Origin of the sequence: Geomonas edaphica (assembly GCF_004917075.1) — a bacterium.
GTDB classification, from domain to species: Bacteria; Desulfobacterota; Desulfuromonadia; order Geobacterales; family Geobacteraceae; genus Geomonas; species Geomonas edaphica.
This window is the reverse complement of sequence record NZ_SSYB01000002.1, coordinates 57,257-75,018: the sequence shown is the minus strand read 5'-3', so window position 1 is coordinate 75,018 and position 17,762 is coordinate 57,257. Positions and strand designations below refer to the sequence as shown.

Annotated in this window: 13 protein-coding genes; 2 read left to right on the top strand and 11 right to left on the bottom strand. The window is 59.8% G+C overall.

What is annotated here, in order from left to right; translation table 11 throughout:
• Positions 1–141 precede the first annotated feature (141 nt).
• Genes E8K79_RS06565 through E8K79_RS06555 form a run of 3 tightly spaced genes read right to left on the bottom strand, consistent with a single transcriptional unit; the run spans position 142 to position 2,660 of the window.
• On the bottom strand, positions 142–759 hold the full coding sequence (locus E8K79_RS06565; RefSeq protein ID WP_136514051.1) for a LysE family translocator: 618 nt from the start codon (positions 757–759) through the stop codon (positions 142–144).
• Positions 760–780: 21 nt separating this feature from the next.
• The gene (locus E8K79_RS06560; RefSeq protein ID WP_246043753.1) at positions 781–2,082 is read right to left on the bottom strand and encodes an MFS transporter; all 1,302 of its coding nucleotides are present in this window, start codon (positions 2,080–2,082) and stop codon (positions 781–783) included.
• 38 nt (positions 2,083–2,120) lie between these two features.
• Entirely contained in the window at positions 2,121–2,660 is a 540-nt protein-coding gene (locus tag E8K79_RS06555; RefSeq protein ID WP_136514049.1) for a surface-adhesin E family protein, read from the bottom strand.
• An 83-nt stretch (positions 2,661–2,743) separates the two neighbouring features.
• Between E8K79_RS06555 and E8K79_RS06550 the strand changes: the two genes are divergently transcribed.
• Entirely contained in the window at positions 2,744–2,998 is a 255-nt protein-coding gene (locus tag E8K79_RS06550; RefSeq protein WP_136514048.1) for a type II toxin-antitoxin system Phd/YefM family antitoxin, read from the top strand.
• Positions 2,995–3,255, top strand: a complete 261-nt coding sequence (locus E8K79_RS06545; protein ID WP_136514047.1) for a Txe/YoeB family addiction module toxin — start codon at positions 2,995–2,997, stop codon at positions 3,253–3,255. Before E8K79_RS06550 ends, E8K79_RS06545 begins: the two co-directional genes overlap by 4 nt.
• On the opposite strand, the gene E8K79_RS06540 is transcribed toward E8K79_RS06545, so the two are convergent.
• From E8K79_RS06540 to E8K79_RS06505, 8 genes are all read right to left on the bottom strand, one after another.
• On the bottom strand, positions 3,243–3,959 hold the full coding sequence (locus E8K79_RS06540) for an aspartate/glutamate racemase family protein (RefSeq protein ID WP_136514046.1): 717 nt from the start codon (positions 3,957–3,959) through the stop codon (positions 3,243–3,245). The two genes, E8K79_RS06545 and E8K79_RS06540, sit on opposite strands and share 13 nt — an antisense overlap.
• 59 nt (positions 3,960–4,018) lie before the next feature.
• Positions 4,019–4,369: a hypothetical protein gene (locus E8K79_RS06535; protein ID WP_136514045.1), complete on the bottom strand. Its 351-nt coding sequence runs from the start codon at positions 4,367–4,369 to the stop codon at positions 4,019–4,021.
• Between the two features lie 136 nt (positions 4,370–4,505).
• A complete protein-coding gene (locus E8K79_RS06530) occupies positions 4,506–5,213 on the bottom strand; it encodes a general secretion pathway protein GspB (RefSeq protein ID WP_136514044.1) in 708 nt (235 codons plus the stop codon).
• Position 5,214: 1 nt separating this feature from the next.
• Positions 5,215–6,876, bottom strand: a complete 1,662-nt coding sequence (locus E8K79_RS06525) for an AAA family ATPase (RefSeq protein WP_136514043.1) — start codon at positions 6,874–6,876, stop codon at positions 5,215–5,217.
• 216 nt (positions 6,877–7,092) lie between these two features.
• The gene (locus E8K79_RS06520; RefSeq protein ID WP_162604617.1) at positions 7,093–13,860 is read right to left on the bottom strand and encodes a retention module-containing protein; all 6,768 of its coding nucleotides are present in this window, start codon (positions 13,858–13,860) and stop codon (positions 7,093–7,095) included.
• Positions 13,861–14,208: 348 nt separating this feature from the next.
• Positions 14,209–16,206, bottom strand: coding sequence for a hypothetical protein (locus E8K79_RS06515; protein WP_162604616.1), 1,998 nt, complete (start codon positions 16,204–16,206; stop codon positions 14,209–14,211).
• On the bottom strand, positions 16,178–17,284 hold the full coding sequence (locus E8K79_RS06510; RefSeq protein ID WP_136514040.1) for a hypothetical protein: 1,107 nt from the start codon (positions 17,282–17,284) through the stop codon (positions 16,178–16,180). The genes E8K79_RS06515 and E8K79_RS06510 overlap by 29 nt, the downstream gene beginning before the upstream one ends.
• A complete protein-coding gene (locus tag E8K79_RS06505; RefSeq protein ID WP_135872831.1) occupies positions 17,281–17,754 on the bottom strand; it encodes a hypothetical protein in 474 nt (157 codons plus the stop codon). Before E8K79_RS06505 ends, E8K79_RS06510 begins: the two co-directional genes overlap by 4 nt.
• Positions 17,755–17,762 lie beyond the last annotated feature (8 nt).

Genomic DNA, 17,762 nt, shown 5'->3' with positions numbered 1-17,762 from the left:
GCTGCCGCCCGGGTGCGTCCGGCGGAAAAAGCACCGGCTCCCACACGCTTGCGGCAATTTAGTGCATACTAATAGAGGTGTCAATATATATTGCAAGACGCTTGCAATGATCTTCTGATCAAGTCCCCGGGGTCCCCCGCTTTACAACACCCCCAGCAGCCGAAGCCCCTCCCGGAAGAGAAGCAGCGCGAAGAAGGTCAAAAGAGCACCGAGAAGACGCATGATCCAGAGGTAGAGGCGGCTCCCCATGAAGGCCCGCGACTTCCCCACTGCCACGGCGAGGATGATCTTCGCGCCGACTAAAGAGAGATAGAAGCTCCCGATGAAGGCAATGAAAGCGGTGATGCCTGTATTGAGAGACCTGGTCAGGATGGGAGCGCCGACCGTGATCCAAAAGAGGTACGGATGCGGACTCAGGAAGTTGGTGAGTATCCCCTTGCGCAGCGATTTCGGCGGCTCCTTGGGGAGTTCCAGTGCGACCGGGCGGGCGCGCAGCGACTCGTACCCGGTGTAGAGCACGAACAGTCCCCCTGCCAGCGAGACGACGCCGAGGACGCCGTGATAGCCGGAAAGGTTCATCAGCAAAAGCACGGTGGCGAGGATGATGGGAAAATCGGTGATGACCGGTGAGAGCGCCACCCGGACGCCGGAGCGGGTGCCGTGGGTGAGCGTCTCCGAGATGACCAGCATAAGAAGCGGCCCCGGCGAGAACCCCGCCGAAAATCCGAGAACGAGACCTGCAGTCAGGAAATCAAGCATTCAAAATACGTCCTTTGTTCGTCATCGTTTATCCTCAGGCATGGGAGGCTGCTCCGCCGCGCTCTCCATGCCGTTGGCCACCTCCTTCAGTATCCCCATGCGGGCGTATATCGGGCGCACCAACGCCCTGATGCGAGGCAGATTCCTCGCGAAAACGAGAGCACCCAGCAGACAGCATACGGCACCTACGACGAGCGTCACACGAGGCCCCACCATACGTGACATGGTCCCCGCCCCGAGGCTACCAAAAGGTGTCATCCCCATGAAGGCGACGGTGAAAAAGCTCATCACCCGCCCCCGCTTGTCCTCCTCCAGGATGGTCTGCAGGATGGTGTTGCAGGAGGCGACCAGGGTCATGGCGCCGAAGCCGGCGACCATTAAGGCCGCAAACGAAAGTGGGATGCTGCTGGAAAGGGCGAAGGCGGCCACCCCGACCGAGAAGAGCACGGCCGAAACGACGATGACCCGCCCGAGGCCGAGCACGCTGTCGCGGGAAGCGAGATAGACGGTCCCCGCCAGCGCGCCGCAACCTGCTGCGGTCATGAGAAAGCCGAAGGTGTGGGCGCCGCCGTGCAGGATATCCCTTGCAAAGACAGGGATCAGCACGGTATAGGGCATGCCGGTGAGGCTCATCAGCGCGATCAAAAGCAGGATGCTCCGGATGGGGGCGAAGCCGAAGGCGTATAAGAAACCTTCCTTTAGTTCGTGCAGCACGTGGCGCCGCGGCTTACCGTCGCCCTCACGCGGCTCGATGCGCATGGCGAAGAGCGCCAGCAGTACGCCAAGGTAGCTTGCGCTGTTCAAAAGAAAGCAGATCCCCTCCCCGACCGAAGCGACCAGGAGCCCGGCGACGGTCGGGCCGACCAGGCGGGCGGCGTTCACCATGGAGGAGTTAAGTGCGATGGCGTTGCCGAGATCCTCGCGGTTTGTCACCATCTCGACCACGAAGGACTGCCGAATCGGTATATCGAAGGCGTTCACCATGCCGAGAACCAGGCTTAGCACCACGATATGCCAGACCTGCACCACCCCGAGCATCACCGCGGCGGCAAGAAGAGCCGCCTGCACCATGGCGAGCGCCTGGGTGATCATCAGCAGACGCCTGCGGTTCATGCGATCGGCGAGAACGCCTGCGAAGGGTGAAAAAATAAAGGTGGGAATCTGGCTGGTGAAGCCGACCACGCCGAGCAGGAAGGCCGAGTCGGTGAGGCGGTAGACGAGCCAACTCATGGCGACCTGCTGCATCCAGGTGCCGACGAGCGAGATGCTCTGGCCGGCCACGAAAAGCCGGTAGTTGCGGGAGCGCAGTGCCCGAAGCAGCAAATTAAGCCGCGATGTCCCTTCAACGGGAGCCATGGCCCCTAAAAGACGGTCCCTTCCTTGACCGGTTCACCAGGGACCTCTTGCGCGGGGGTCGCGTCCTCATCCCCGTCGTCCTCCACGGAGCAGACGATGGCAGCCACCGTCTCGCCGAAGCTGCCGGGGACGATATCGGACCACTCCTCGTCGTTGTTGTAGGAGTTGAGCGGGGTCCCTTTAGCGTCGTAATAGTGAATGGATGAGACGTTCATCTTCAGATCGTTGCAGTTGATGTTCCACTTTTCTTTGCTGTAATAGCTCCCCTTCAACTGCGGCGCGAGCGTCTTGCGCCCCTCATTGGTGTAGAGAAAGGCGACCCAGGCGGACCGGACGTTGGTGTCGGCGTCGATGATCTGGGCCGTCCCCTTGATCCCGTAGACGCACATGTTGTCGTTGCAGTCGAGCTTCAGCAAGGAAGGATCGGCATCCCATTTTTCCTGGAGCGTAACGGAGGCTGCCGTCTCTTTGGGCACCTTCTTTTTCTGTCCGGCGAAGGAAGTCGAAGCAATCAGGACCATCGCCAGAACCATCAATTTCTTCATACTCCCCCCTCTTCTTTCATTCCACGTTGCCAATGCAACGGGCAGATGTTATTGTACAAGAAGTTGTCAAACTGGAGGTACCCATGCAAGCGATAACATACAGTGAAGCACGTCAGGACTTGAAAAACGTGATGGATGAGGCCTGCAAAAACCATGAACCGATTCTGGTTACGCGCCGCAAAGGCGAAAGCGTGGTCATCCTGAGCCTCGACGATTACGAGTCCATCCTTGAAAGTGACTACTTGCTTTCCAGCCCTGCCAATGCCACCCGTCTCACCCAATCCCTCGCGGAAGCAAAAGCCGGTAAAAGGACGCCGCTCGAAGCCCTCGAGCTATGAATGTCTCTTTTACTCCCACCGCACTGGATGACCTGCGTTACTGGTTAAAGACCGACAAGCGTCAGGCTGAGCGGGTCCTCGCCCTGCTGGAAGAGGTCCGGCGCACTCCCTTTCAAGGTGCAGGGAAGCCGCAACCGCTTCGCTTCCAACTAGCCGGTTGCTGGTCCCGAAGGATCGACCGTGAGCACCGGCTCGTGTATCTAGTGGAGGAAAAGGAAATCGTTGTGATTGCCTGCCGCTATCACTACGCCGGCTGACTCACCATTTTCTCCCCTTCCCTGCAATACCTCACCACGCTTTCGACGTGAATGGCCGTAGTGTTGAGAAAGGTGGTGTCGTAGTCGCCATCCTTCACGATGAGCGGCAGTTCGGTGCAGCCGAGGATGACCGCCTCCGCCTTTTCTTCGCGCACCATGCGGTCGATGATATCGATCAGCCCTTTCCTCGTTTCCTCCTTGAATACGCCCAACTCGATTTCCGTCATCAGCTTCTCGTGGATGTACTCCTGCTCAGCCTCGCTGGGAACCGCCACTGAAATACCGGCGGCGTTAAAAGGGGGAGCGAAGAAGTTCTCCTGCATGGTGAAGCGGGTGCCCAGGAGCGCGACCTTCTTCACGCCCAACTCCTTGGCCTTGTCGCAGGTCGCCGTGACGATGCTGATCATCGGAAGGGTCGTCTTTGCCTTTACCTCGTCGAAGACCACGTGCGGCGTGTTGGCCGTGATGATGGCGACATCGGCCCCCGCCTTCTGCAACGCCCTGACCTTCTGCACGAGCAGGTAGATGAGATGGGTCCACTCGCGCCGGGCCACCAGGTCCAGCACCTCCTCAATGTTCACGCTATAGATCACCATTTCGGGCGCGGCGAGGCTTCCGGGGACCCGGCAGGCCTGAACGATGCGCTGGTAGTAGTCCACGGTGGACTCAGGACCGAGTCCCCCAATCATGCCGATGGTCTTCATCCCCTGCCTCCTTGTTCCCATCGCCGCGTCAGCGCCGCACGGACGCATCATCCGCCGGCTCAGCCGTCCGCAACGAGGTTTATCTCATAGCCGTTCTTACGGAAGGCATCCATGAAGGCCTCAAGCTGGTCCTTGTCCAGTGAAGCAAGGAGCGCCTTCAGGTCCTTCCTGTTCTTATGCACCGCACAGATCTTTTCTTTCAGCGACTGCTGCAGGGTTTCCTGTAGGTGCGAGTCTCTTGCGATGCGGTCCATATCTCCGGATTCGCACAGCACGAGTCTCAACTCCGGCCTGTCGCTGGTGATAAAGAAGCTGACGTTTTCCTTGTGCACCATGAAGTTGCCGGAACTGCAACCAGCCAGTGCCAATGACAAGAGCCCAGAAGTCAGATACACACGCGTCCGCAGCATGACATCACCTCCTGCTGGAGCCAATTATCCACTGTCAGACAGCCTCTGTCCGGTATTTTTCTTTATAGTGCTATTTTTTTTTGAAAGACAGCCCCACGGTCCACGCGAAATGACCGGAGGGCGGCAAGGGGAGCAACTAGCGGGACTGCATCCCGGAGGAGAAGGGAATCTCGAAGACGTGCCCTCCTCTGGACAGCCTCACCTTGGTTTCCTTGATCTCGACCACCCGGGCGCCGGCAACCTCGGCCCCCTCGCCTACCAGGCTTCCATTCAGCACCGCACGACGCATGCGCCGCTCGTCCTGATATGCGATGCCGGAGATGACGATATCCTGCCCGCCTGCGGCAGCGGTCGCATTTTCCCCGCGCGGCACCCTCGGCTGAGCCACGGCTTCTTGGGCAGCAGCAGGCGCAGCAGTGCGGGAAGTTTTTCTGATCGGCTCCGCCGGGGACGGGACGGGTGTGGCGGCTCCAATCACAGGCTGGGCGGGAGCTGCCGGAGCCGCGGCAGACGGCGCGGAAACCGGTTGAGGAAGCGCGGCAGCAGCCGGAGCAGCAGGTGCCGGTACCGCCGCGACCGGTGGCTGTACCGCCACGGCAGGCGGTGCGGCGGGCACCTGGTCGGCAACATGTGCCGCACCGCGACTCTTAAGCATGAAGCCCACTCCCAGGCCGGCGCAGAGCAACACGAGGCCGGCCGCGATAGCCAGCGGATACCGGGACTTTTCCTTGGGCTGGGCGGCCAGGCGGTAGCGAAGCACCTCGGGACGCAGGTCCTGGCTGTTGCCGCGCTTGCTTCTTCGTTCCTGCTCCATTTTTCTCAATGCATCAAGGATAAGGCTCATGTCAGATCCGCCCCGTAGTCTGTTTGCCGTTTGCCCCGCTTGCCTTGGCAAGCCCCGGAGGGAAGAAACCACCGGCGCGCCGGTAAAGCAGGATGAGGGTCTGGGCCCCCACCTTGCCGTCCGCCGTCACTTGCTCCCTGCGCTGGAACTCGGCAAGGGCCGTTTTCGTGGCCTCGTCGAAGGCGCCGTTCGGCGTCCCGGCGTAACAGCCGATCTGCTTCAAAAGCTCCTGCAGCTGCCTGTTCCCGGCCGCCTTGTCGGCGCCTTTGGTGGCTATGTCGTGAAAGTCCTTCCAGAGCAAGGTGGCTCCGCCGCTCCACAACTGACCGAGTTCCGTGCGGGACAGGGTCGATCTTCCGGAGATGGCGGGGACGACATGTACCTGGTCCCCTTCCAGCCCGACCAGGGCCACCAGCCGTTCGACGTTTCCGGGCAGAACGAGATGAAGAAGCGCCGGGGCGTCCAGACGCTCGAGGGTTTCGAGGCTCACGTTTTGTTTGGTCGCGGTGAGGCCGCGCTGCCGCGCAAGGGTGCGGATGTTGTCGGCCTGACCTGGTGTCGGGTCGATTTTCGGTACCTGCCAAGCCGCGAGTAGCGCGTTCATCGCGGCGTAAAGGTTATCCTGTACCGGCTGAGCGGCTATCGCCTGCCGGGCGGCCTCGACCGAGAAAGGCGCACTTTGCTTTGCCTTCACCTTGGCCTCTTTGTGCTCAGACACCTGTTGCACCGCCTTGTTCTCACCCCTCTCGAAAAGGTGCAACGAGGCGATGGAGAAGCCGGCGATGACCAAAACGCACACCACCAGTGCGGCCGAAAGCACCTGGACCTGCAGGCTACGCCGTCTGCGCGGGCTCTCCCTGCGCAGATCGGCGATCGAGAGAGAGGCCATCGTCTTGCTCACCTCCTTGCACTCCCGTGTGTAGGCGAGCAGCAAGGCACGGTCGCAAACGCCGTTGATCAGGCGCGGCAGTCCCCCTGAAAAGCGGTAGATGCGTTTGAAAGCCCCTAGGGAAAAGGCGAGCGGTTCCCTGCCGTCGGCCGCGAACCGGATCCGGTGCCTGATGTAGGCGCAGGTATCCTCGAAGCACATCGGTTTCAGGTGGTAACGCACCGTGATGCGCTGGTCTAACTGGCGCAGTTCGTCCCGCCCCAAAAGCGCGTTCAGCTCCGGCTGCCCGACCAGCACGATCTGGATGAGCTTGGCGCTCTCCGTCTCCAGGTTCGAGATGAGCCGGACATGCTCGAGTACCTCGATGGAGAGGTTTTGCGCCTCGTCGATGACCAATACCACGGTCCGCCCCGCCCGGTTCTCCTCGAGGAGGAAGGCGTTTAGCGCGGCGTGCAGGTCGCGGATCTCGTTACCTTCGCAGGAGAGGCCGAACTCCGCGTTCACCTCCTTCATGAAGCCGATAGGCGAGAGGATCGGGTTGAAGATGAGCGCGGTGCGGTGCGTTTCCGGGTCGAGCTGGTTCAGCAGTGTCCTGACGATGGTGGTCTTGCCCGTGCCGACCTCGCCCGAGAGCTCGATGAAGCCTGCGCGGTTCTCGATGGCAAAAAGCAGGTGCGCGAAAGCCTCCTGGTGCGGAGCGCTCAGGAAGAGAAAGGACGGGTTAGGAGTGAGGGCGAAAGGTGGTTCTTTGAAGCCGAAAGATTCCCAGTACATAATTCCCCGAAAAGCCCAGCCAGGGCGGAGAAGGGTTGGGTGAAGTGGACGTTATAGCTATAGTTTTTTGCGGCAGGAGTGTCAAGGGAATCCTGCGGAGGGGAATGGAAAACGATTAAAGTTACAGGAAGCCACAGATGTTATCGATTCCATACAAAAAAGCTGCCGCGAAAGATGTCTTTCGCGGCAGCTTTGGCTTAAACAATCACTTAAACCTTACTTGTGAATCGAGGGATCGTCATGAATAAGGGAACTCAAAAGATCCGTTGAGTTACCGACGTTTTCAAAAGTCACCGTTCCAACCTGAGCGCCGTTATTGTAGATGGTAAGATGTGCCGTAGTGGATCCCTCCGTATGTTCGAAGAGTGCGTCTGTGTGTGTTGGTTCAATGACTATTTTGTCTTCACCAACGGTGTAGTCTTTAATCGTGTCATGCCCTGCACCGACTTTAAACGTGTCGGCACCTGCACCGCCAGTCAAGGTATTATTACCTGCGCCGCCGGAGAGCGTATCATTGCCTTGCCGTCCCGTGATGACATCATCGCCAGCACCACCGCTGAGATTATCGCCATGGGAAGTGGTTCCGTAGATTACATCGTTGCCATTTGAACCAACCGTAGATACCGAGTTTTGCGCGCTTACATCCTGAACGATCGAGAGATGTATGTACCGTGCCTGCTCGTTTCCGGATTTAATATCGTCGTACACTACGGTCCAGACAGAGCCTGGGGACTGCTGATGGTCAGCCAAGTAGGACGCTAGCGTCGTGGTTCCATCTGAGATGTCATTGAACGAAATGCTGTGCTGTTGAATGGTGTTGGCGCCAGCGGGTGCATTAGTGTTCACGCTGGTCCAATAGGCTCCATGATCTACATTCAAGTCGCCGTCACCACCACTGCCAGGTATCGCCTGCCAATTCACATGCGTGGTGTCGCTGGCAGAGACAACCGTGAAGGTGTGCCCGTCAATGACCAGTTTAACGTTTACCTGGTTCTCAACCTGGGATGTCAGAGTCTTCGTATTCATGCTCATGAAGTCGGTCGTGAGCTGTATTGCGGCCTGAGAGTAGTCTGTAGCCGATGCCAATATCGGATCCACTGCAAACTGAACGGACTGATTGCTCCCCGAAGTCAAGGGATGAGAGACGCTGCCCACCTGTACCTCTGCAATGTAACCACCGGTGCCAAGCAGCGTATGCAGGTCTATTGTCCCTGTTGCCGAATCAAACCCATTATTGACCGTGTAGGTGAACTGAACATTGTCTGCGCCGGTCTTACCAAATCCAGTCGCCGGATCGAACGTTGCCAGGCCATCAGGCTGATAAACCAATGACTGCAGTTGCGCGGATGTTAGTGTCTGGTTAACAGCAACGGTATGGAAGCCGGTCCCGTCGACATACCCAATAGTGCCGGCAGTAGGTAAGCTGCCGACCGTAATGGTTAGTGCGTCGCCGCTGTCTCCACCAGAAGGTGCGCTGATTTGCAGTGCATACCCGTTAGCATAGTCGCCGGTCATCTCTGAAGAAGAATCCGGCATGTAGACGCTGTGCGAATCAAGAGCCGGCAAGTCAGGGGCACCGTGAATCGTTATAACGATGTCGTGGCTGGTGCCGTCGACGCTCTGTACGGTAAAGGTTTCAAGTTTGGTTTCGCCATTGCCGAGGTACTGCACATCGGCATTGGCAACGCTGTAAGTCCAGTGACCGGCGCTATCGATAGTGATGTGGCCCAGAGCGCCCTCGCTCGCAACCGGGGCAACGGCCGTGTTGATTGCAGACTGGTGCTGATCAAGATCGGTAACGACCAGGGTCCCATTAGTGGACAACGTCACGGTCTCAACCGTGGGGGCGTCTTCCGTCACGGAGCCGGAGTCTGCACCAGTGAAGGTCGGAACGTCGTTGGTGCCGTTGATCGTGATGACGATGTCATGGGTGGTGCCGTCGACACTATGTACGGTGAAGGTTTCGACTTTGGTTTCGCCATTGCCGAGGTACTGGACGTCGGAGTTGGCAACGCTGTAAGTCCAGTGACCGGCGCTGTCGATCGTGATGTGGCCCAGAGCGCCTTCGCTGGCGACAGGTGCGACGGCCGTGTTGATAGCAGACTGGTGCTGATCCGCGTCGGCAACAACCAGGGTGCCATTAGTGGACAGCGTCACGGTCTCAGCGCTCGGAGTGTCCTCGGTCACGGAGCCGGAATCGGCGCCGCTGAAGGTCGGAACATCGTTGGTTCCGTTGATCGTGATGACGATGTCGTGGCTGGTGCCATCAACGCTCTGTACGGTGAAGGTTTCGACTTTGGTTTCACCATTGCCGAGGTACTGCACATCGGCGTTGGCAACGCTGTAAGTCCAGTGACCGGCGCTGTCGATCGTGATGTGACCCAGGGCGCCTTCGCTCGCGACCGGGGCAACGGCCGTGTTGATCGCAGACTGGTGCTGATCCACGTCGGCAACTACCAAAGTTCCGGCGGTAGTCAGGTTGACAGTTTCAGCGCTCGGGGTGTCCTCAGTCACGAAGCCGGAATCGGCGCCGCTGAAGGTCGGAATGTCATTGGTCCCGTTGATCGTGATGACGATGTCGTGGGTGGTACCGTCGACACTATGTACGGTGAAGGTTTCGACTTTGGTTTCGCCATTGCCGAGGTACTGGACGTCGGAGTTGGCAACGCTGTAAGTCCAGTGACCGGCGCTGTCGATCGTGATGTGGCCCAGAGCGCCTTCGCTCGCTACAGGTGCGACGGCCGTATTGATGGCGGACTGGTGCTGATCCACGTCGGCAACAACCAGGGTGCCATTAGTGGACAGCGTCACGGTCTCAGCGCTCGGGGTGTCCTCGGTCACGAAGCCGGAATCGGCGCCGCTGAAGGTCGGGACATCGTTAGTCCCGTTGATCGTGATGACAATGTCGTGGCTGGTGCCATCCACGCTATGGACGGTGAAGGTTTCGACTTTGGTTTCGCCGTTGCCGAGATACTGCACGTCAGCGTTGGCAACGCTGTAAGTCCAGTGACCGGCGCTGTCGATCGTGATGTGGCCCAGTGCGCCTTCGCTGGCAACCGGGGCGACGGTCGTGTTGATGGCCGACTGGTGCTGATCCGCGTCGGCAACGACCAGGGTGCCATTTGTGGACAGCGTCACGGTCTCTACGCTCGGGGTGTCTTCCGTAACGGAACCGGAGTCGGCACCGGTGAAGGTCGGAACGTCGTTGGTGCCGTTGATCGTGATGACGATGTCATGGGTGGTACCGTCGACGCTCTGTACGGTGAAGGTTTCAAGTTTGGTTTCGCCATTGCCGAGGTACTGCACATCGGCGTTGGCAACGCTGTAAGTCCAGTGGCCGGCGCTGTCGATCGTGATGTGGCCGAGTGCGCCTTCGCTCGCAACCGGGGCGACGGTCGTGTTGATGGCCGACTGGTGCTGATCCGCGTCGGCAACAACCAGGGTGCCATTTGTGGACAGCGTCACGGTCTCAGCGCTCGGGGCGTCTTCCGTCACGGAGCCGGAGTCTGCACCAGTGAAGGTCGGAATGTCATTGGTCCCGTTGATCGTGATGACGATGTCATGGCTGGTGCCGTCGACACTATGTACGGTGAAGGTTTCTACTTTGGTTTCACCATTGCCGAGATACTGCACGTCGGCATTGGCAACGCTGTAAGTCCAGTGGCCTGCGCTGTCGATAGTGATGTGGCCGAGTGCGCCCTCGCTGGCAACCGGGGCGACGGTCGTGTTGATGGCCGACTGGTGCTGATCCGCGTCGGTAACAACCAAGGTCCCATTAGTGGACAACGTCACAGTCTCAACCGTGGGGGTGTCTTCAGTAACGGACCCGGAGTCGGCACCAGTGAAGGTCGGAACGTCGTTGGTGCCGTTGATCGTGATGACGATGTCATGGGTGGTACCGTCAACGCTCTGCACCGTGAAGGTTTCAAGTTTGGTTTCGCCATTGCCGAGGTACTGCACATCGGAGTTCGCAACGCTGTAAGTCCAGTGCCCGGCGCTATCGATAGTGATGTGGCCCAGAGCGCCTTCGCTGGCAACCGGGGCAACACTTGTGTTAATAGCCGACTGGTGCTGATCCGCGTCGGTAACAACCAAGGTCCCATTAGTGGACAACGTCACAGTCTCAACCGTGGGGGTGTCTTCAGTAACGGAACCGGAGTCGGCACCGGTGAAGGTCGGAACGTCGTTGGTGCCGTTGATCGTGATGACGATGTCATGGGTGGTACCGTCAACGCTCTGTACGGTGAAGGTTTCAAGTTTGGTTTCGCCATTGCCGAGGTACTGCACATCGGCGTTGGCAACGCTGTAAGTCCAGTGGCCGGCGCTATCGATTGTGATGTGGCCCAGAGCGCCTTCGCTCGCAACCGGGGCGACGGTCGTGTTGATGGCCGACTGGTGCTGATCCGCATCGGTAACAACCAAGGTCCCATTTGTGGACAACGTCACTGTCTCTACGCTCGGGGTGTCCTCGGTCACGGAACCGGAGTCTGCACCTGTGAAGGTCGGAACGTCGTTGGTGCCGTTGATTGTGATGACGATGTCATGGGTGGTGCCGTCGACGCTCTGCACCGTGAAGGTTTCAAGTTTGGTTTCGCCGTTGCCGAGGTACTGGACGTCGGAGTTCGCAACGCTGTAAGTCCAGTGGCCGGCGCTATCGATTGTGATGTGGCCGAGTGCGCCTTCGCTGGCAACCGGGGCGACGGTCGTGTTGATTGCCGACTGGTGCTGATCCGCATCGGTAACAACCAAGGTCCCATTTGTGGACAACGTCACTGTCTCTACGCTCGGGGTGTCCTCGGTCACGGAACCAGAGTCTGCACCTGTGAAGGTCGGAACGTCGTTGGTGCCGTTGATTGTGATGACGATGTCATGGGTGGTGCCGTCGACGCTCTGCACCGTGAAGGTTTCAAGTTTGGTTTCGCCGTTGCCGAGGTACTGGACGTCGGAGTTCGCAACGCTGTAAGTCCAGTGACCGGCGCTGTCGATTGTGATGTGGCCCAGAGCGCCTTCGCTGGCAACCGGGGCGACGGTCGTGTTGATGGCAGACTGATGCTGATCCGCGTCGGTAACAACCAGGGTCCCATTAGTGGACAACGTCACAGTCTCAACCGTGGGGGTGTCTTCCGTAACGGAACCGGAGTCTGCACCGGTGAAGGTCGGAACATCGTTGGTGCCGTTGATTGTGATGACGATGTCGTGGGTGGTACCGTCGACGCTCTGCACCGTGAAGGTTTCAAGTTTGGTTTCGCCGTTGCCGAGGTACTGCACATCGGCATTGGCAACGCTGTAAGTCCAGTGACCGGCGCTATCGATTGTGATGTGGCCGAGTGCGCCTTCGCTGGCAACCGGGGCGACGGTCGTGTTGATGGCCGACTGGTGCTGATCCGCATCGGCAACGACCAGGGTGCCATTTGTGGACAGCGTCACGGTCTCTACGCTCGGGGTGTCTTCCGTAACGGAACCGGAGTCTGCACCGGTGAAGGTCGGAACGTCGTTGGTGCCGTTGATCGTGATGACGATGTCGTGGGTGGTACCGTCAACGCTCTGCACCGTGAAGGTTTCAAGTTTGGTTTCGCCGTTGCCGAGGTACTGGACGTCGGCGTTGGCAACGCTGTAAGTCCAGTGGCCGGCGCTGTCAATCGTGATGTGGCCCAGAGCGCCTTCGCTGGCAACCGGGGCGACGGTCGTGTTGATTGCCGACTGGTGCTGATCCGCGTCGGCAACAACCAGGGTGCCATTTGTGGACAGCGTCACGGTCTCTACGCTCGGGGTGTCCTCGGTCACGGAACCGGAGTCGGCACCGCTGAAGGTCGGAACGTCGTTGGTCCCGTTGATCGTGATGACGATGTCGTGGGTGGTACCGTCAACGCTCTGCACCGTAAAGGTCTCAACCCTGCTCTCGCCGCTGCCAAGGTACTGGACGTCGGCGTTGGCAACGCTGTAAGTCCAGTGACCGGCGCTGTCGATGGTGATGTGACCCAGGGCGCCTTCGCTTGCGACCGGGGCGACGGCCGTATTGATTGCTGACTGGTGCTGGTCCGCATCGGTGACAACCAGCGTCCCGGCGGTAGTCAGGTTGACAGCTTGAGCATTCGGGGTGTCCTCGGTCACGGAACCGGAGTCTGCACCGGTGAAGGTCGGAATGTCATTGGTCCCGTTGATCGTGATGACTATGTCATGGGTGGTGCCGTCGACACTCTGTACGGTGAAGGTTTCGACTTTAGTTTCACCATTACCGAGGTACTGGACGTTGGAGTTCGCAACGCTGTAAGTCCAGTGGCCGGCGCTGTCGATGGTGATGTGGCCGAGTGTGCCTTCGCTCGCAACCGGGGCAACGGCCGTGTTGACTCCGTATTGATTACCATAAACATCTACGACGGATAATGTTCCTGTCGTCGAAAGATTGGGGTTCGAACTATCTTCCGTGACAGAGCCGTGGTCAGAGCCGACACCAGGTCCCGTAGGGGTGCTCGGCAAAGTTATCCCCGCCGCCTCTATCGTCCCGGTCGACCCGAAGGTGACGCCGGTGGTGGTCAAACCGCTCGTGGGGGTGACTTCCACACCGGTCGGGGCGACGACGAAGAGCGGATGGGTACCGCCGGCGCTGGCGGGACCACCCGCTGCCGGGGCTTCGAGCTCGATGGGCTGATCGCCGGTCAGAAGGGCCTGCTGAATCTGCTCTACTTCTGACACCGCGTCGGATACCTCTTCGGGGGTCACCGTCGCATATACGTCATGGTCGATGGTCACATTGGTCATACGACCCAGATCCAGATGATTATCCTGCGCTCCGTCAAAAACGATCGACGCGCTACCGTCACTCTCGGTGACGATACGATCGTTCGCATAGATCGGGCTGTTCGGCATGAGTAGCCTTACCGCACCATCCGGGGATATCGCTTTCACTGTCCCGTACAGAATCACAACCTTACCAACCACCTGGTTCCCGGCGCCTGCCGTTGCTGCGTGAGTGTTCTGTGCCATGACCATTCTCCACTGTTAGATTTATTGGCTGAAGGGGGCTTCTCTAAATTCGGTTAGCGTAAACATATCTCTCAGGCAGGACTATGTCTATTGTACCTTGGTACTAGATTGACATAGTGATCAAGATTACATAGGGCTCATTTTTCTTCAGCCATCCTGTATATCTGCTGCCGTGACAACGGAAAATTCGTATGCCAGAACGACTGTTTTTTCACAGACAAGAAAAGCCCTCCTTGACACTGAGGGCTTTTCTTATGATTTGAGGGGCAAAGGCAAATCCCCCCTGCCCCCCCTTCGCAAAGGGGGGAACGCGAGTTCACTTACAGCGCTTCGTGGCGCAACATGAAATCAGAACGGCCTATCAAGCCGGTTGGGCTCCTTGACGAGTTTCGTGAAGTTCGAGTTCTTCTGGATCTCCTCCAGGTAGAAGAGCTTCAACAGGTTGTGCGTCGGATGATCGGGGTTTCTCTGCATCTCCTCGCGCATGCTCTGGAACGAGGCGACAAGCTGCGTGTCGGTCGGTACCTCGGCCGGGGCCGTCCCTGCGAAGAGCTTGTCGACCGCGTTTATGTAGGCCAAGCTCGCCGTCGCCGTCTCGGGACGCTGCGCGCTCACCCATTTCTTGATCGCCGGGGACTGCTTGATCCGGCTCGCCAGCGGCAGGAAGTAGTCGAGGTACAGGTTGTAACGCCCGTCTTTCTTGAGTGCAGCCGAGGTCTGGCGCACCTCGCGCAGCGAGAGCGGGAAGAGCTCGGCCGAGAGCAGGCGGTGCGTGAACCACAGGTTGTAGGCGCCGTTGTCCGTGCTGAACTCGCTCACCCTGCGGTAGGCATAGGAGACCTTGTCGGAGGCCTCGAAGGCCCCGAAATATGCCGAATCCGGGATGACGTCGTTGAATCCCCTACCCTGCTGCGCGGTGAGGAAGTTCAGGTAGGAGTTGAGCGCCATCTGCATAGAGGTGGCGTAGCTCTGGATGTTCTGCGCGTCCTGCGTCGTGTTGAGCTTCACGAGGTAGTAGTCGCCGGTCCAAAGGGAGAGCTCCATGATGGCCCGCCAGAGACGGTGCGTGGACTTCAGGTACAGCTCCCGGCTCTGGTAGCCGGCCCGCTCCCACCCTCCCGCGGAGTACGGGGCGATGTCGTTGAAGATCGCCATCGACTTCAATAGGGCGGTGCGCCCCTCCTGGTCGGGGAGGGTCGAGAAGAACTTGTAGGCTGCCGCGTTCTCGTTGTCGGCAAGGCGCGGAATTGCGAAACTTGTCATGTCCAGATAGTCCACCGCCGCCATGACGACGCCGCTCGACCTAGGTCCCGCCGCCCACTTGAAGCAGAGATCGTTGAAGGTCTTAGCACGCTCGTAGGTCTTTTGCACCGACTCGGTCATCCCCTCGGCGTCGAGCTTGGAACTTGCCACCTGCTGCAGGCGCTTGGATTCGATCGCAGCTACGGTGAAGTTGAGCCGATAGCGGTCCGAGTCCGGAGCGCCAAGCCCGTCCACGATGCGCTGCACCAGCGTCTTCGTGTACTTCCCTTCGCTGTCCTTCTCCCCGAGGTTTCTGTCGTTCATCATGACGAACAGGGGCCCGAGCGCATTCAAACCGTCCAGCTTGCGAGCGATGATGGCCCGGTTCACCACGAGGTTGATGAGGTTTCGATAGTAGAATGGGGTGTTGGTCGGCACCGCGCCGCTCGTCGCCCCGGTGGCGATCTCGTTCTTCTCGATGTAGAGGACCGAGCCGTTCCAGATGCCGTAGACCTGCGCTACGAAATCATCGGCGTCGTCACGCTCGAGCGCCTGCAGCGCCTTCACCATACCGCTCCAGTAGGCGATCTCGGGCATCGAGGCCTTCCCCTTCAGGCTCTCGATGGTCTTCGCCGCGGCGGCGAGGCTCTCGGGGTTGTCGCTTTGCAGGTAATCAATGGTCTGGGCGATGGCGAGCCTCAGGTAGTCGCGGTCGCGAAATAGCTGCGGCTGCTCCCCGGGGCGCTCGGCTCCCTTTTGTCCGGGTGCGAGTTTCCCGCTCCAGGTGGCGATGTAGGAGGCAAGGGTCTCGCCGATCTCCTGGTCGCGTTTTTCACGCCAATCCTTGATCTCGTTCTTGTCCCAGTAGGTCAGCTCGTAGGCGACGTCGAGGTAGGGGCCCCACTCCCTGATCTGCGGGGCGGCGACCGGGGCCGCAACCTTGGCCGGGGCCGTCTTGTGTTCCTTCTTCGCCGACGCGGCGTGCCCCTTTTTCTTGGTGGCGCCCCAGGAGGGCGCTGCCGCCAGAAAAAGGCAGATGGCGCAGAAGATGATGAATGAAAGCATCCGTTTCGGGCTAGTTTTTCCTAAGGCAGTCGTACGCATATTCCAACTCCTCGCATCGCTGGGATGGCTCTCGCCCCTTGGAGGGGAAGATGATGAGGTTGAAGGACGATACCCGTTTGGTTCCCTTGAACTGGAACTCACCCTTGTCACTGGTGCAACTGTGGCGCGAGCCGACAACGCTCAGCACCGACTTGATCGCTTCCTCCTGTTGTAATGCGCTGTCGCAGATCTTAAGGCTCATAAGTGACACCCCGCGCGACAACGAGACATCGGAACCGGCAGCGGCACTTCCCGCCGGGCTCTTGCTGCGCTCCCGGGCGGCCGGGGAGTTTTTTGCCTTCGGCTCCTCGATGGGCGCCTCCGGCGCACTTCGTACCGCGGCGACACGCGGCGCCGGGGCGCTCGCGGCAGCCTCGACCGGCCGGGTCGGGCGCTGCGGCGAGAGGGCCGGTTCGCTGGCCGAGGGGAGCGCGGCCGTCGGGCCACCGCGCATGCGATAGATATAGGTGCTCTTCGTCGAAGGGCGCGCCCCCACCTCCGCGGTCGCCTCCTTCCTAAGCCTCGTCGTCGGGGTACCGGCGCTGCCTGCGGCCGGGTCGAATCCCTCAGCGGCCTGACGCTCGCGGGTCACCACCGGAGAAACAGAGACTTCGAACCCGCTCTGATATCCATAGGACCGGGCGACGACCGGGTAAGGCGTCTCGGAGGGGTAGCTCGCCTCGTGCCGCTGCGCGGCTTTGCCGGGTGAGGTCTTCTCCGGGCGTCTTCCATCTTCCGCCGGCGCGTTGTACTGCGGCGGCTTGGCATCCAGCGCGTACACGGTGCGCTGCCGCTGGACCTTTTCCGCGACCGGATGCATAGGTGGCGCCAGCTTTTTCGGTTGCACCGGTGGGGCCTTCAAATCCAGTTTGCTCACGTCCATGATGGTGCGTTTCGACACCGGTACGCCCGGCATCTGAAACCGGCTCACGCAAAGCGCGACCGTTGCGAGCACAAGGGCGACGAAGAGACGCAGCCAAGTCGGGACCGGGGGGCGCAGCTCATGGTCTGCGCAAACGAGGATCCGTTTAAGCCGCGTGCCGCCATAGCCGCAGGTGCTCTGGAGGCGCGCGCTCATCTTTTATCACCGGTGCGCGAGGTGCGCACCACCGCAAGCCCGTCGGAGCCCCAGTACTTGCTCACCACCGCCGCCGCGGACAACAGATCGCTGCTGTACGATTCGGGAAGCGGCACCACCACCGGGCGCGGATGTTCCCGGTTCGTCTCCTGGAGGTTTTTCAGCGCGGAGCAGAGCTCGTCGTAGGAAAGCGGCGCGGTCCTCGCCGCCTCCTTGCCGCGTTGGACGTGCACGAGGCAGTAAGGCCTCGCGCCGTGCCGGTCCACGAGCAGTTGATGGTAATCGGGGTTCGACTGCATCGCCACGAGTTCGGGGCTTCGCTCCACCACCGGGGCGGGGAGGTTCATCTCGGCTACCTGGCTGCTGGAGGTGTCCATCCTCGACATCTGGGTGAAGACCAGAAGGAGCAGAAAGGCGACATCAGTGAAGGAGATGAGCCACTGGTTTCTGGATGTTCCGACGGTGCGCATGGCGTCCC